The organism is Brenneria izbisi, from assembly GCF_025840185.1.
GTDB lineage: Bacteria > Pseudomonadota > Gammaproteobacteria > Enterobacterales > Enterobacteriaceae > Brenneria > Brenneria izbisi.
The window spans coordinates 1-14,695 of record NZ_JAMPJU010000023.1; the positions used below are offsets into that span (position 1 = coordinate 1).

12 protein-coding genes, 5 tRNA genes and 1 pseudogene are annotated in these 14,695 nt (G+C 41.6%); 7 read left to right on the forward strand and 11 right to left on the reverse strand.

From position 1 onward, the window contains the following. From NC856_RS17295 to uvrY, 7 genes are all read right to left on the reverse strand, one after another. Positions 1-319: Arm DNA-binding domain-containing protein (locus tag NC856_RS17295; RefSeq protein WP_264091658.1), on the reverse strand; the 319-nt coding region annotated here is incomplete at its 3' end. A gap of 203 nt (positions 320-522) precedes the next feature. Beyond that, a tRNA-Leu gene (locus NC856_RS17300) sits at positions 523-609 on the reverse strand. A gap of 8 nt (positions 610-617) precedes the next feature. After that, a tRNA-Cys gene (locus NC856_RS17305) sits at positions 618-691 on the reverse strand. A 39-nt stretch (positions 692-730) separates the two neighbouring features. Beyond that, a tRNA-Gly gene (locus NC856_RS17310) sits at positions 731-806 on the reverse strand. 143 nt (positions 807-949) lie between these two features. Next, a complete protein-coding gene (pgsA, locus tag NC856_RS17315) occupies positions 950-1,498 on the reverse strand; it encodes a CDP-diacylglycerol--glycerol-3-phosphate 3-phosphatidyltransferase (protein ID WP_113869743.1) in 549 nt (182 codons plus the stop codon). A 58-nt stretch (positions 1,499-1,556) separates the two neighbouring features. Further along, positions 1,557-3,389 carry an excinuclease ABC subunit UvrC gene (uvrC, locus tag NC856_RS17320; RefSeq protein ID WP_264091659.1) on the reverse strand — a complete coding sequence of 611 codons (1,833 nt, stop codon included), beginning with the start codon at positions 3,387-3,389 and terminating at the stop codon, positions 1,557-1,559. Further along, on the reverse strand, positions 3,382-4,038 hold the full coding sequence (gene uvrY / locus NC856_RS17325) for a UvrY/SirA/GacA family response regulator transcription factor (protein WP_264091660.1): 657 nt from the start codon (positions 4,036-4,038) through the stop codon (positions 3,382-3,384). Before uvrY ends, uvrC begins: the two co-directional genes overlap by 8 nt. A 665-nt stretch (positions 4,039-4,703) precedes the next feature. Between uvrY and NC856_RS17330 the strand changes: the two genes are divergently transcribed. Further along, entirely contained in the window at positions 4,704-4,928 is a 225-nt protein-coding gene (locus NC856_RS17330) for a DUF2594 family protein (protein WP_264091661.1), read from the forward strand. Positions 4,929-5,102: 174 nt separating this feature from the next. On the opposite strand, the gene NC856_RS17335 is transcribed toward NC856_RS17330, so the two are convergent. Together NC856_RS17335 and NC856_RS17340 are read right to left on the reverse strand one after the other, a co-directional pair. Beyond that, the gene (locus NC856_RS17335) at positions 5,103-5,393 is read right to left on the reverse strand and encodes a hypothetical protein (RefSeq protein ID WP_264091662.1); all 291 of its coding nucleotides are present in this window, start codon (positions 5,391-5,393) and stop codon (positions 5,103-5,105) included. A 482-nt stretch (positions 5,394-5,875) separates the two neighbouring features. Then, positions 5,876-5,951, reverse strand: a tRNA-Lys gene (locus NC856_RS17340). Between the two features lie 329 nt (positions 5,952-6,280). Here NC856_RS17340 and cycA point away from each other — a divergent pair. Further along, entirely contained in the window at positions 6,281-7,687 is a 1,407-nt protein-coding gene (cycA, locus tag NC856_RS17345; protein ID WP_264091663.1) for a D-serine/D-alanine/glycine transporter, read from the forward strand. A gap of 179 nt (positions 7,688-7,866) precedes the next feature. Here the strand turns inward: cycA and NC856_RS17350 are convergent, their stop codons facing one another. Continuing rightward, a complete protein-coding gene (locus NC856_RS17350) occupies positions 7,867-8,133 on the reverse strand; it encodes a sigma-S stabilization anti-adapter protein IraP (RefSeq protein WP_264091664.1) in 267 nt (88 codons plus the stop codon). Positions 8,134-8,414: 281 nt separating this feature from the next. Beyond that, positions 8,415-8,681, reverse strand: a pseudogene (locus NC856_RS17355) (LysR family transcriptional regulator); the annotation flags it as partial. 379 nt (positions 8,682-9,060) lie between these two features. On the opposite strand from NC856_RS17355, the gene NC856_RS17360 reads away from it, so the two are divergent. The 5 genes from NC856_RS17360 (at position 9,061) to NC856_RS17380 (ending at position 14,558) form a co-directional block, all read left to right on the forward strand. Beyond that, a tRNA-Asn gene (locus NC856_RS17360) sits at positions 9,061-9,136 on the forward strand. Positions 9,137-9,315: 179 nt separating this feature from the next. After that, positions 9,316-10,590: a tyrosine-type recombinase/integrase gene (locus tag NC856_RS17365; protein ID WP_089187607.1), complete on the forward strand. Its 1,275-nt coding sequence runs from the start codon at positions 9,316-9,318 to the stop codon at positions 10,588-10,590. A 274-nt stretch (positions 10,591-10,864) separates the two neighbouring features. Then, on the forward strand, positions 10,865-12,076 hold the full coding sequence (locus NC856_RS17370) for a hypothetical protein (RefSeq protein WP_264091665.1): 1,212 nt from the start codon (positions 10,865-10,867) through the stop codon (positions 12,074-12,076). Between the two features lie 191 nt (positions 12,077-12,267). Beyond that, entirely contained in the window at positions 12,268-13,521 is a 1,254-nt protein-coding gene (locus NC856_RS17375; protein ID WP_089187379.1) for a hypothetical protein, read from the forward strand. Further along, complete coding sequence (locus NC856_RS17380) at positions 13,518-14,558, forward strand: hypothetical protein (RefSeq protein WP_264091666.1); 1,041 nt, start codon at positions 13,518-13,520, stop codon at positions 14,556-14,558. The genes NC856_RS17375 and NC856_RS17380 overlap by 4 nt, the downstream gene beginning before the upstream one ends. Positions 14,559-14,695 lie beyond the last annotated feature (137 nt).

The following is a 14,695-nucleotide window of genomic DNA, read 5'->3' on the forward strand; positions in this document are numbered from 1 at the left end:
GGCTACACGCCGATGCAGCATATTCAACGCATGACCTGATTCTACTTGTCACCTCCGTTAAAAATGGGAGGATTACCGGATCAACGCCAGCAGCAATCAGTTTTCGTGCATCGTCGCGTTTCTGACGCGCTTCGGAAAGGGAAACCTCAGGGTAGACACCTAGCGCCAACGTCTTTTCTTTGCCATCCGAACGATAGCGCAAGCACCAATATTTAGACCCATTGGTATGGACCAAAAGAAACATACCGTTTCCATCGGTAAGTTTATAAGGCTTCTCTTCCGGTTTTGCTGAACGTACCTTGATATCCGTGAGTGCCATAATGCTTTTCCTTCAATAAATGCGTTATTGAGGGTACAAGGATTTACCATACTGAAGTATACCCGCAATTGTACCCGCACAAGCAAGTTGATGTCGGTTGAATGGTGTTGACGTTGGGAGAGTATGGAATGAAGGGGAAGCCAGTAAAACCGTGGGTTTTAGACAAAAAAATAGACGTCGGTTGACATCTATTGATTTCAGGATGGTGCCCGGGGTGGGACTTGAACCCACACAGCGCGAACGCCGAGGGATTTTAAATCCCTTGTGTCTACCGATTCCACCACCCGGGCTTGGATATTGGAGGCGCGTCCCGGAGTCGAACCGAGGTAGGCGGATTTGCAATCCGCTGCATGGCCACTCTGCCAACGCGCCTTACTTACCTTTAAAGCTGTTCAGCGATTACTGAAATATTGGAGCGGGAAACGAGACTCGAACTCGCGACCCCGACCTTGGCAAGGTCGTGCTCTACCAACTGAGCTATTCCCGCTTATACAGAACACGCTGATTTTTTTGCTAACTTTAAACAAATCAGCGCTGCTGTTGATGCCGTGCATTCTACTGACATGACGGGACGAGTCAATAAAATTATCGATGAAACCCGTCCGTTTGCTGGTTTTTAAGGCGCTTCGATCAAGGTTCAAGCAAATCATGTCGGGCAGCGTTCAGATATTGAAACATTGACCAGAAAGTCAGTACCGTTGCGATATATAAAGCAATGACACCCGCGCCTTCAACCAGGCGTTCTGGCCGCCACAACAGAGCCACTAACGCCAGCATTTGCGCCGTTGTTTTTACTTTTCCGATCCACGAAACCGCGACACTGCTGCGCTTACCTATCTCGGCCATCCATTCACGTAATGCGGAAATGATGATTTCACGCGCAATCATCGTTGCCGCTGGCAGCGTGATCCACCAGGAATGATAATGTTCGGCGACCAGAACCAGCGCCACCGCCACCATCACCTTATCCGCTACCGGATCAAGAAATGCGCCAAAACGCGTAGTTTGTTTCCAGCGTCGCGCCAGAAAGCCATCAAACCAGTCGGTGACAGCGGCAAAAACAAAAATCAGCGCGCACACCAGCGGTGCCCAGACGAATGGAAGATAAAACGCCAGCACAAAAAACGGGATTAAAGCAACACGAAACAGGGTAAGCAACGTCGGTATATTAAATTGCATAGCGCTTAGGTAACTATTTGGCCGGAGTGGATATTACGAGTATGTTGCTACATTGTCCCTAGTGTTTCAATGCATGGAAGATTTTTTCTGCCAATGCATGCGAAATACCCGGCACATTTGCAATTTCCTCAACGCTGGCGTTCATCAAAGGTTGCAATCCTCCCATATATTTCAGCAGCGTCTGCCGACGTTTGGGGCCAACACCTTCAATGAGCTCTAATGTACTGGTATTCTTAACTTTTGCTCTCTTCTTGCGGTGTCCGCCAATCGCATGATTGTGAGAGTCATCACGAATATGCTGGATGACGTGCAACGCTGGCGAATCCGCCGGCAACGCTATGCCCTCCCCCGTCGCCTCAAAAAATAGTGTTTCAAGGCCCGCTTTACGATCACTGCCTTTTGCGACGCCAAGTAACAGGGGTTTATTCTTATCCCATGCCACCTGTAGTGAGTCAAACACAGCCTGCGCTTGCCCCAATTGTCCTTTACCACCGTCAATAACAATGACATCCGGGATCTTGCTGTCATCCAATGCCTTGCCGTATCGACGATTGAGTACCTGCGCCATCGCAGCATAATCATCACCGGGCGTAATGCCACTGATATTATAGCGGCGATATTCCGAACGCAGTGGACCATTTTCATCAAACACAACACAAGATGCCACAGTCTGTTCACCCATAGTATGACTGATATCAAAACACTCCATGCGCTTAATTGCAGGCAAATGCAAAATATTCGCCAGTGCAGTCAATCGCTGGTGAATAGTTGACTGCTGCGATAACTTCGTCACCAACGCCGTCGCCGCGTTAGTACGGGCAAGCTTCAGATACCGTGCCCGATCGCCCCGAGGTTTAGTCTGAATCTGCACTTTTCGTCCAGCGACTTCGGTTAACGATTCGGTGAGCAAATCTTTATCCGGCAATGTAAAATCGAGCAATATTTCCGAAGGTAGGGTACGCGCCAAACTCCCTTGTAAGTAAAACTGTCCGACAAACGTTTGCACGACTTCGCCCAATTCCGTCCCGCCAGGTACTTTCGGAAAATAGCTACGACTGCCCAGCACTTTCCCCTGACGGATAAACAGCACGTACACGCAGGCGATCCCCGCGTCAAAAGCCACGCCGATAACATCAAGGTCTTCACCATCTCCCGAGACAAACTGTTTTTCCGTCACGCGGCGAACAGCCTGAATTTGATCGCGGATACGCGCCGCCTCTTCAAACTTCAAATCACGGCTTGCCGTTTCCATTTTCGATATCAACTGGTTAAGGACTTGCTGATCTTTTCCAGACAAAAACAGACGGACGTAGTCAACCTGTTGTTGATAATCCTCTTCGCTGACCAACCCCGCCACACACGGCCCCAGGCAGCGGCCAATTTGATATTGCAGACAAGGACGGGAACGATTACGGTACACACTGTTTTCACATTGACGAACAGGGAACAGTTTTTGTAGCAGCATCAACGTTTCACGCACGGCATTTCCATTCGGAAATGGCCCAAAATATTCGCCTTTGGCGTGTTTAGCGCCCCGATGCACAGCCAACCGGGGATGCTGATCGGCACTGAGGAAAATCAGAGGGTATGACTTATCATCACGCAGTAAAACATTGTAACGTGGCTGATAACGCTTGATATAGTTATGTTCCAGCAACAAGGCTTCCGTCTCAGTATGCGTGATCGTCACGTCGATCTGCCTGATACTTCTGACTAATGCCTCCGTTTTACGGCTGGCAACATTGCTGCGAAAATAGCTGGAAAGTCGTTTTTTTAAATCTTTTGCCTTGCCGACATAGATCACCGTATCCGCGGCATCATACATGCGGTAGACCCCAGGCTGACTGGTTACCGTCTTTAGAAATGCCGAGGCATCAAAGGTGTCACTCACTACTTAACAATGTCTCCGCATTAAAAAGTCCATACCGAATTGCCAGATGCGTAAGTTCAACATCACCGCTGATATTTAGCTTGCTGAACATCCGATATCGATAACTGTTCACCGTTTTAGGACTCAGGTTCAACTGGTCGGAAATCTCCGTGACCTTCTGCCCTTTGGTGATCATTAGCATAATCTGTAATTCACGCTCAGACAAACATGCCAACGGCGTCTCTGTCTGCGGCTCCAACTGACTTAATGCCATTTGCTGTGCGATGTCTGAAGCAATGTATCGTTTACCCGCATGGACAGCACGAATGGCGCAGATAACTTCCCGCGGGGCCGCCGCCTTGCTCACGTATCCAGCTGCCCCAGCCTGCATTACTTTAGCAGGTAAAGGATTCTCCGTGTGAATAGTTAGCATAATTACTTTTATCTCAGGAGAGAATCGCAAAATTTTGCGCGTCGCCTCAAGACCACCGATTCCCGGCATATTTATATCCATCAGGACAACATCAACAACGTTGCTACGGCACCACTTGACGGCATCTTCACCGCATGACGCTTCACCAATAACCTTAAGACCTTTGATATCGTCAATAATGCGCCGTATCCCTGCCCGCACCAGTTCATGGTCATCAACAAGAAAAACGCTAATCAAAGAATAATTCTCCAAAAAAGAGAGTAGCACTTACATAAAGAGTTGCTTGCAGGTGATACTACGTTGGTTTCGAAAAATAATGAATACCGTCTAATATGAATATGTATTTTAAATATGCTATGAAGGAATAAAGACTCAACATCGTCGCATTATGATAACAATATACCGTTATGTCCGGCCTGTATATTGATCACATTCCTAACATGTAGATTATAACTTCAGGCCAACTAAATTTATGGCTGTCATAGTACTTGTCAACAGCAAAAAATCAATGTCAATCAGCGGCATGGGATTGGCATTGAATTTCACATGTCAATAAAAAAACACTATTGTAATCACCTGTTACCTCAGTGTCTCGCGCAAAATGCGCTTATATTATATGAATAACATATGTTAATAAAAACATGCATACTGAAAGATTGATGTATTCTGCAAGAAACAGTTGAATGTTGTTTTTTTATGCAAAAAGTAGACAATTAAAGATGACAAAAATTAAGTTAAACGCATAAAAATCAGTCATTACATAGTGATTATTGATTAATAATCACCGCCACAAATATGCATTATGCTATACTCGCCGCCACCTGATTACGCTGGTAGCGAGCCATCAAGCCTGTAACCGGCTGACTAAAAAATTTTATGCTATTTATTGTTGAGGAGAAAACATGAGCAATGTCGATTTTTCCACTGAAGCTTCCGTAGAAAAGTTATCACATGAAGTAACCTGCCTGAAAGCGACGCTAACGCTGTTGCTAAAAGCTATCGGTCAGGCTGATGCAGGAAAAGTGATCATCAACATGGAAAGATATATTGCTCAGTTGGAAGATCCTGAACAAGCAGCCGTGTTTGATAACACGATCAAACAAATCAAACACGCCTACCGCCAATAAGCACAGATTCGCTGACGCCTTATCTCTGGCTGTCAGCGGCATCGTATCAGTATGGCGCGGCGATTTTTCAACACGCCGCCGACAGAAAAACAAGCATCAGTAAAAGCTGCCGTTTTCCCTTGGTAGACGACAAAATGGTAGACGACAAACATGTAACGCTCCAACAATGTTGCGTTACATCTGTTCTTCTATATGTTTCAGCTTGAGTAAGAGTGCTTCTTCCACCCTTTTATATTGCGTCAACTCACTCACCAGCGCCTTATCTATGAACTGTTTTCTGGCAATGGCCTTTCTTTCATCCACCAACTGCCTCAACTCAGTAAAACATTGGTTGATTTTGTATTCCTTGGCTTGCTCGGAACAGATTATTTCATGTATTGCCTGATTCAGTTCAGACAGCGAGATAACGGATTTTGGATCCTGATGACTCTTTTCCACCATAGCCAATAACTTTTCAAATCCCATATGTCCTCCAAACTCACAGCAGCAACCGCTATGCCTTGGTGAAGATCAATCTTCGGCCAGCACCGATCATCAATCTGTATTGAGTATAGCATCTCATTATCAATGTGAAATCCTGATAAAGAAACCGGGTATGTTGAACGCTCGCGACAGCTTGAAATAAGTGTCTTGAGATTTGCTGTCGCTGGCGCGTAACTCGAAATGCTTTGGATATAAATAATATTCAATCATTCTAATCTTCGCCAGAAGGATACGGAATAGATCCTCATTGACACAATGGTTAGACATTCTACCTAAAATAAAATCATTTGATTTAAATCAAAAAAGAGGTCCAATGAATATTCATATATTGGATGGCTTTGAAATTCGTTTTAGAGGATATAAATTTGATATTAAAACCGGGCGATTTAAACAAAAAGGAAGGTAGCTATTATATTGAGTAAGATTGCAAATCGACATAAAAAACGGTAACAGTCTGAAATTGTTGGTGGGTCGTGTAGGGCTCGAACCTACGACCAATTGATTAAGAGTCAACTGCTCTACCAACTGAGCTAACGACCCAACAGGGTGGATTATTCTCCTCTTGAAGGCAACTGTCAAATAGTTCATATTGATTTTTCCTTATTTTCTCATCATCACAAATTGCGTTGTGAGCAATGCGCAAGTTTGCTAACCTACGCACCGTATACACCTACTCCTTCCCTATATATATGCCGTTTATTCAGGGCAAAAAATAGACAAAAATACACCGTACAATGGTTAACTCTATTTATGCTGGCCATTCGCTATAATGAGTGCGGTAATGACGCCATCTTATCCGCTGCAACATTCGTTAACGAGAGCCACTTAAGAGCTCACAACATCACAGATAAAAACAGGAACTGTATTAAATGGTAGACCAATCAAAAGAAGTGACAGACCTAGCTGCCACAACCGAAGATGAAGGGCTGAAACGTAACCTGACCAACCGGCACATTCAGTTGATTGCTATCGGTGGAGCAATTGGTACAGGGTTATTCATGGGGTCGGGGAAAACCATCAGTCTCGCCGGTCCTTCAATCATCTTTGTTTACATGATCATTGGCTTCATGCTGTTTTTTGTCATGCGGGCCATGGGCGAACTGCTGCTGTCTGACTTGAATTATAAATCATTCAGTGATTTTGCCGCTGATTTGCTTGGCCCCTGGGCTGGTTTTTTTACTGGTTGGACATACTGGTTCTGCTGGGTAGTCACAGGTATTGCGGATGTCGTGGCAATTAGCGCCTATGCCCAGTTCTGGTTCCCGGATCTCTCACAGTGGATATCTTCCCTGCTTTGCGTACTCTTACTGCTCACCTTAAATCTGGCGACGGTGAAATTGTTCGGAGAGATGGAATTTTGGTTTGCCATGATAAAAATCGTTGCCATCGTTGCCTTGATTATTATTGGCATCGTGTTGGTAATGATAAACTTTCCTTCTCCTTCGGGTTCCATCGCATCATTTAATAACCTGTGGAATGATGGTGGAATGTTCCCGAAAGGACTGAGCGGATTTTTCGCCGGATTTCAGATAGCTGTATTTGCCTTCGTCGGTATTGAACTGGTAGGCACCACCGCGGCGGAAACCAAAAACCCGCGCGTCGTGCTGCCCAGAGCCATCAACGCGATCCCGATCCGCATCATCATGTTTTATGTATTCGCATTGATAATGATCATGACGGTCACACCCTGGCGTGCGATTGCGCCCGATCGCAGCCCATTTGTTGAGATGTTTATCCTGGTCGGTTTACCCGCTGCCGCCAGTGTAATCAACTTTGTGGTACTGACTTCAGCGGCATCATCGGCCAACAGTGGCGTATTTTCCACTAGCCGGATGCTGTTTGGATTGGCAAAACAAGGGGACGCGCCGAAGCGTTTTGCCATGCTGTCTAAACGCGCGGTGCCTTCTGCTGGCTTAATGTTTTCTTGCATCTGCCTGCTATCTGGTGTCGTGCTGATTTATCTGATCCCGAATGTAATGACCGTCTTTACTTTGGTCACGACAGTCTCTGCTATTTTATTCATGTTTATCTGGAGCATCATTCTCAGCGCTTATCTGGCATACCGTAAAAAACGGCCTCAGTTACACGCCAGCTCGCAATATAAAATGCCATGGGGAATATTCATGTGCTGGGTTTGTCTGGCTTTTTTTGCTTTCGTGATCGTTTTGCTTACCCTGCAACCCGATACGCTGCAAGCGCTGCTGGTCACGCCACTATGGTTTATTATTCTGGCAATAACCTATCAGGTTATTCGTAAAAAAAAGCAAAAAGTATAAAATAAGCGGAAATAAATATTATACAATTGAGGCGCTGACTAATAATCAGCGTCTTTGTTTTTTGAGTATACTTTTCATCGGAACATCCTTTTCTCACTCATGAAAAAATTATTATCAATAAATATCAAACAAATAATGGAGTGATGAAAGATATAGTCATCCTGACGCCACCATAAAAATCAGTCTCGTAATGAGTGAGTAGTAATTAAATTAATATTACGTATTAATAGTTCGTCAGCTAAGCACTCAAACTCCCCAGACCGTTTCGTCTCTTCCGCCAACTCACGTTCTATCCTGTTCGCCAGCGTATTCAGCTTGCTGTCATCCAATGTTGAGATAATCGCAGATACCAATATTTCCAATGACTTAATTTTGGCATGAAGTTCTTTTTCCCCGATCTCTTTTTCTGCCAATTTTATTAAAAGATGAGAGAGAATATTATTCATTTGAACTCCTTAATCAAAGAAATCATCGCTATATACGCCAAAATACACCGACAAAATGTTGGCATATAGAGGCAGAGGAAACATAACGAAGATTAATGTAACACTGGAACGAGTCATACTGCCAGCACATATCACAACTTTGAGTTCATCATATACATATTATGATGATAAAGATTAAATAGGAGATAAACGAATACGCAGTTTCAAAAAAAATAAAAAACTATTTTAGCTCAGATAGCCAGCCATTGACTAAATGGCTGGCTATCTAAAATCTATACGTTTACAGATTGCCTCACCCCATTAACTGCACTTTTCGCCTGTTCGCACTGAGACAAAATGGTTTGTGCATGCGAATAAAGAATTTTCCCTGCTTCTGTGGGTGTAACTCCACGTCGGCTGCGTACCAGTAATTGCTTTTCAAGCTCACTTTCCAGCGTAGCGACCTGCTGGCTCAGCGCTGGTTGCGCAATGTGCAACAACTCAGCAGCCTGTGTCAGGCTACCGATATCAACGATCTTCACAAAATATTTGAGCCGTCTAAGATTCATTTCTGCCTCCTGAGTAGTTACACTAAAGAAGTAGCAAGAACCGCGCCATATTTTGTGCTTATTGCCATGAAAAGAGAGAGTCACTTGATAAGCCACAGGTAAAATAAGGAAAACAAATGGTTCACAGGTCAAATCAGGTTGGCGCACGGTGAATCATTCGGCCCTTCCCTATCCTGATTATGCACCACACTAATGCAATCTTTGCTATTTCAAGGTGCAGCCAGACTATCCTTGATGACTGGCTTTCTGGCTTTAGCACTGCTAACTTGCGCTGTAATTTCAATATGTTGATTATTACTTCGGCAATCAGTCGCCATAACGCATAACTCTCTTTGACAAGGTGAAGTGCTCCCGCTATTATCCCCCGCAGTTAACCGATTCCTCTGTAGTTCAGTCGGTAGAACGGCGGACTGTTAATCCGTATGTCACTGGTTCGAGTCCAGTCAGAGGAGCCAATTTAAGAAAAGCAGACGTTCACTGACGTCTGCTTTCTGCATTTTTATCAGTTGGTTATCCCTTCTTTCACGTTCACCCTCGTTCACTAAAAACCACTCGAAGCCATACCCATTTGCTGGTAAAAATGTTGGTAATGGTAGTTCGATTGCGTTTTTACCAACAAACGGGGGATGCCGCTATGCCACTTACTGATACTAAAGTAAAAAACGCCAAACCCCTTGATAAGGAATACAAGCTGACCGATGGCTTTGGTATGTTCCTTCGCGTTACCCCTAAAGGTTCCAGATACTGGCAAATGGCTTACCGCTTCGACGGGAAGCAAAAAATCTTCTCCATAGGTGTCTACCCTGCTGTTTCACTTGCTGATGCAAGACAACGCCGTGATGAGGCCAGAAGGCTTCTTGCTCAGGGTATTGATCCTAATGCAAAGAAACAGGCCGAAGTTAAAGAGCTAAAAGCAAAGCGTGATAACACCCGAACATTCAAAGCAGTGACCAAGGCGTGGTTTTCTACCAAAAAGAAATGGTCTGAAGATTACCAGAACACTGTCTTGACCCGTCTTGAAACCTACATCTTCCCGGATATTGGCAACAGAGACGTTACCGGGCTTACCACTGGCGATCTTTTAGTCCCCCTCAAAAAAGTGGAAGCCCTTGGTTATCTGGAAGTTGCCACACGGGTTAAGCAATATGTCACCTCTATCCTGCGCTATGCCGTCCAACAGCAGCTTATCCGCTATAACCCGGCTTACGATCTGGAAGGCTCCATACAGAAACCTGAAACTGAACACCGTCCTGCTCTGGAGCTTGAAGAGATTCCCTTGCTACTTGAACGTATTGATACCTACAAAGGCCGCAGACTCACCACACTGGCGATTCAACTTAACCTGCAGGTATTTGTTCGTTCCAGTGAGCTACGCTTCGCCAGATGGTCAGAGATCGATTTCAAGAGCAAGCTGTGGGTTATCCCCGAACAGCGGGAAGTCATCGAAGGGGTGAAATATTCAGGCCGTGGCACCAAGATGAAGCGTAAACATTTCATCCCTCTCTGCCGTCAGGCAATCATGTTGCTGGAAGAAATTAAACAGCTCACCTATGAAGATGGCAATGATGATGGTTTTATCTTCACGGGTAGCTATGACAGCTTTAAACCGATGAGTGAAAACACCATCAACAAGGCGCTACGTAAGATGGGCTACGATACCCGACAGGACATTTGTGGTCATGGCTTCCGGACACTTGCCTGTAGTGCCTTAATTGAGTCCGGTTTGTGGTCAGAAGACGCTGTAGAGCTTCAAATGAGTCACAAGGAAAGCAATAGTGTCCGCGCCGCTTATACCCACAAAGCCAAACACCTTGACCAGCGCCGCCTGATGCTCCAATGGTGGGCTGATTATCTGGATGCGAACAGCAACGGTATGGTAAGGCCGTTTGAGTTTGCTCATAAATTGTAGATAACATACCCAAAAATCTTTTTACTTTGTAAAATAATCATGATAGCTTTATTATAACTCTAACCCTTATTTTTTGACTTTGCCGCATGGCATATAATTTAAATAAGGGATTTTCCTTATGGAAAAGTTAAAATCTATTATCAAGCTGATAATTATTTTTTTAGAGCTAATCCTTGTAATGCTCTCTTAATAAGAAGCGTATGAGGTATTCTGCTGCTGCTAGCTTACTAACAGCAGCAGAATTCTACTACAATTATTCCGCTTTGATATTATTATGAAAATAAAAACCTTTACCGACATTGGCACACACGATGTAAATGAAGATCATCATTACATAGATAATGGTAGTCCTATGAAATGCAGATTTTGCGGAAAAGGCTTTAAGCCTGAACTATTTGCTCATGATGCTCACGCAATATCAGAACTTCTCGGAAATAAAAAAATATTTTTAAAATATGAATGTGATGCCTGCAACAAATATTTCTCAGCCTTTGAAGTTGAGCTAGCTAAATTTATGGGAATCGAACGCGCTTTTTCTAAAATTATCCCCAAAGAGACAAAACGATTTGAATATATTATTGACAATCCAAAAGGATTGAATCACAAAATAGTTAGCATTCCTGACAGGAATTCACAGTATGTTAATTTAATGAATACCGACATCATAAAATTAGGTATAGATGACGTAATTATAAAAGACAAAAAACAAAGATTTAATAAAATTAAAGTATTTAAAGCTATATTAAAGATGGCGTTTTCTATCATGCCTTACGATATGATGTCAGATTTTTCCATAATGAAGAGTTATTTAATGGATGACTCCAACAATCCATTTGTTGTTATCAATTTATATAAAGGCGTAGAAATTATAGAAAAAATAAAAACAAGCAATCTTCTATTGATTGAAAGAAATACATTTTTAGACATCCCGATAAATGAAAACCTAATAGTTTCATTACAAAATACAAACTCATATAAAAAAAATAAAATTTTAAATTTTTATTTTTACATCGGCCCCTCAAGTTACCAAATAGTAATCCCCAGCAATCGATTTTTAAGGGATTGCTATCAAAAAAAACCAAACTCAAATTTAAAACATGAAGATATTTTTCTCAGTAAACACGAAATCAATAAAAATGCAATCAATGTAAGCAATGAAACAATCAACTGTGCAATTAATAGCACAGTCAAGTCTCATAAAGAAGCATGGTCATTATCTCTTTTCTTGAAGATTCCAGTAATATTAGAGAACAAAAAATTAAAAGATGGCATACCAGAAGATGAAAACTGTAGAATTGACTGGAGAACAATGGAGAATATTCTTACCGAATCGAATGATAATATTTTGAAAATGAAAATCTTGCTGTTTTCAAATTTTTTTAATTATATACGAAGCACTTTCATTTTATACAATGATAGAACAATAGTTAGCTTATTTGAACGTTTCGTTTATGACAACGAACTGTATCTTACAATCAAATCCTGATGTAACTTTCTCAGCAAAACATAAATAAAAGCCGTCTATAAAAGTATTATCCGACGATTTTTTTGTTGATGACATCTCAAATAAAAATTTATTGTATTGGCAAAAATAAATTACTAAAATATAATATACGTGGTTTTGTAAAACCATAGCTATCAATCTATCTATGTTTGAAGGATTATGGAGATAGTAGTATGAAACGAAAAATCAAAGGAGCATGGATCATCCACCATGCAAAAAAAATACAAACAACAACTAATCAAGATTTTGATTCAATCGGTTTTGCCGGAAAATGTGGTCTTTTCCTATCAGCTATTTCAGCAAGCACACAAGAACAACTCAGTACCAAAAAGTTAGAAGCACTCTCAAAAGCTAACTATATTAGTCCTAAAACGGAATTGCCTGCAATATTAAATGAACTACAGAATCAGCGCTTAATATCTAAAGGAAAAGGAGGTATTGAAGTTTTAGCCCTTACCGGGCAAACCATTCTCGAATATACTGCAACCATCTTTAATGAAAGCAGTCATGACAGCCATGAAGAAGCAATAATTGATATTTCAGAAAAGGCATCAGATGCCCCACTGACTGCTAAATTCGCAGAGGAATACATATCTGACAATTATTCTATCTCTGGTCGAGAAGCAAAAGAGACGATTGCAACTGGCTGTGGACTAACATTTTTCGATTCTGAAACAATATCTAAAAATGAATCACTTTTATTCAATGGAAATTTATTCAGAAAAAAAGACATAAAAAAAACAAATATTATTCTATCTTCTTTATCCGGTGCTGAAAGTACCAAGGTAGTAGAATTTAATGGACGTCTTGAAGCCTCGGGATGCATTCCATTAGAAACAGCTAAAAGAATTCTTGGTGACGAACTTTTCATAAAACTGCAGTCAATAGCTTTATTTGATGTAAGTGTTGTGGGTAATGAGTCAGGTAGAAGTTATTTTGTTACAAGACCAAGCGCCTTTTCAAAATTCACTGACTCAATAGCAGATGATGCCTTGGATTTGGCTAAGGCATTCGTCGCATCATTAACTTATGGAATGACGATAAGTTCATATTACCGAGGGCGTATTCAGCAAATATCACTGCTGATGCAAAAGCTAATTAATGGCGGGGAAGTTGGTCCAGCTACTGCTATTGGAAATGATTATCAAGCACTAGAGTACAAGGGCGTGTTAAAAATAATACCTTATGATAATGGGCGATTCGGTATGAGGCTGCTTAAGCCCGAAGTAGGACAACTTGCGTTATCTGTAATTCAAAATGGAGATATTACTGCTGAAGCAGTTATGAACATTCCCGGAGCAAAAGTCACTGAATATATTGGCCCAGAAAAAAACAGAGAAATCATCCGAAAAAATTGTACTGAAGCGGTTAAAATACAAGCCAGAAATCTACTCGATGATATTCGTTCTGGAGGGCTGAATCCATGAGCATTAAGCTAACAAAAGGTTATGAAACAGAAGAGATTCTTAGAAACTATTTTTTAGGACTAGGTTTTTATGTGGTAAGAGGCATTAAGTTTAAATATAAAAATTTTGATGTAACAGATATTGATCTTTTAATTTTTTCGAAGGAATCTCCACTGATAAGAACTAGAATAAATGTTGACATAAAAAATAAAAAAACCCCACAAGCTATCGAACGTTTCTTCTGGGCTCAGGGTGTATCAAAAATATTGGGATTGGATGATTGTCTGATAGTCACAAGCGAAAATCGTGCTGACGTCTTAGATTTTGGTCTTAAACATCACATCCGAGTCTTAGATGGTAGTTTTCTGACAAGATTGTATAAAAGTAACAAAAGTCAATCAGTACGAATCACAGAAGAGACATTGTTCAGCAATTTAGATATTGCATCCAATAATAAAATCGGAGGCGACTGGAAAGGTAAAATTGAAAAAGGAAAATCCAGACTGATCGACAACATAAGTTTTGACAGTTGTAATGCTTATCTCAAGGACTTAAAATATTTTTTTGAATGTTCACTTGGATTGTCAACTGAATTACAAGCATCAATATCTTTATGGCGAGCGATTTATATCACAACGTCACATTTCCTTATTTCTTTAGACTATGTTTTGCGCGAATATCAAACATGTGAGCATGAAAAGAGAAAAGCGGTTTTGGATCTTGGTTTTAAATTTGGTAATTCAGGAAAAGATTTCACTGAGAAAGTGGGGAGTATAATTTCCGCATTAGCCGAAAGTGTTATCCCAAATTCAAATTTAAAAAACTCACTAGAGTGTGAATTTAAAAAACTATCGGATAGTATAAAGTCAGAAATACTTGCTGAATATTTTTCAAGGCCAAATGTCAATAACTCATTGTTTGAAATGGCAAAGCAATTCGAATCTTTTGCTTATCAAGATAATATACCTTCCCCCTCAACACTACCAGCATCATCACAATCCGTTATAGCACTACTTTGTGATTTTTATGATTTAGAGCGAAAAAAAATAATTTTCTGAAAAGATATGTGTTCCACTTAAGGAAAGGGCTTTCCAGCCCTTTCACATCCCCTTAGAAGAACTAAATAACTTCGCAAAATAGTAGATCACCTGAAGGGAACTCAGTCCGAATTGTGCGATCTGATCAATCGCCAAAC

Bases quoted from the DNA above. Each gene is read 5' to 3' on its own strand.
- NC856_RS17335 (WP_264091662.1), bottom strand. From the start codon at position 5,393: ATGGGATTTGAAAAGTTATTGGCTATGGTGGAAAAGAGTCATCAGGAT.
- cycA (WP_264091663.1), top strand. From the start codon at position 6,281: ATGGTAGACCAATCAAAAGAAGTGACAGACCTAGCTGCCACAACCGAA.
- NC856_RS17380 (WP_264091666.1), top strand. From the start codon at position 13,518: ATGAGCATTAAGCTAACAAAAGGTTATGAAACAGAAGAGATTCTTAGA.
- NC856_RS17375 (WP_089187379.1), top strand. From the start codon at position 12,268: ATGAAACGAAAAATCAAAGGAGCATGGATCATCCACCATGCAAAAAAA.
- NC856_RS17330 (WP_264091661.1), top strand. From the start codon at position 4,704: ATGAGCAATGTCGATTTTTCCACTGAAGCTTCCGTAGAAAAGTTATCA.
- NC856_RS17365 (WP_089187607.1), top strand. From the start codon at position 9,316: ATGCCACTTACTGATACTAAAGTAAAAAACGCCAAACCCCTTGATAAG.
- NC856_RS17350 (WP_264091664.1), bottom strand. From the start codon at position 8,133: ATGAATAATATTCTCTCTCATCTTTTAATAAAATTGGCAGAAAAAGAG.
- pgsA (WP_113869743.1), bottom strand. From the start codon at position 1,498: ATGCAATTTAATATACCGACGTTGCTTACCCTGTTTCGTGTTGCTTTA.
- NC856_RS17370 (WP_264091665.1), top strand. From the start codon at position 10,865: ATGAAAATAAAAACCTTTACCGACATTGGCACACACGATGTAAATGAA.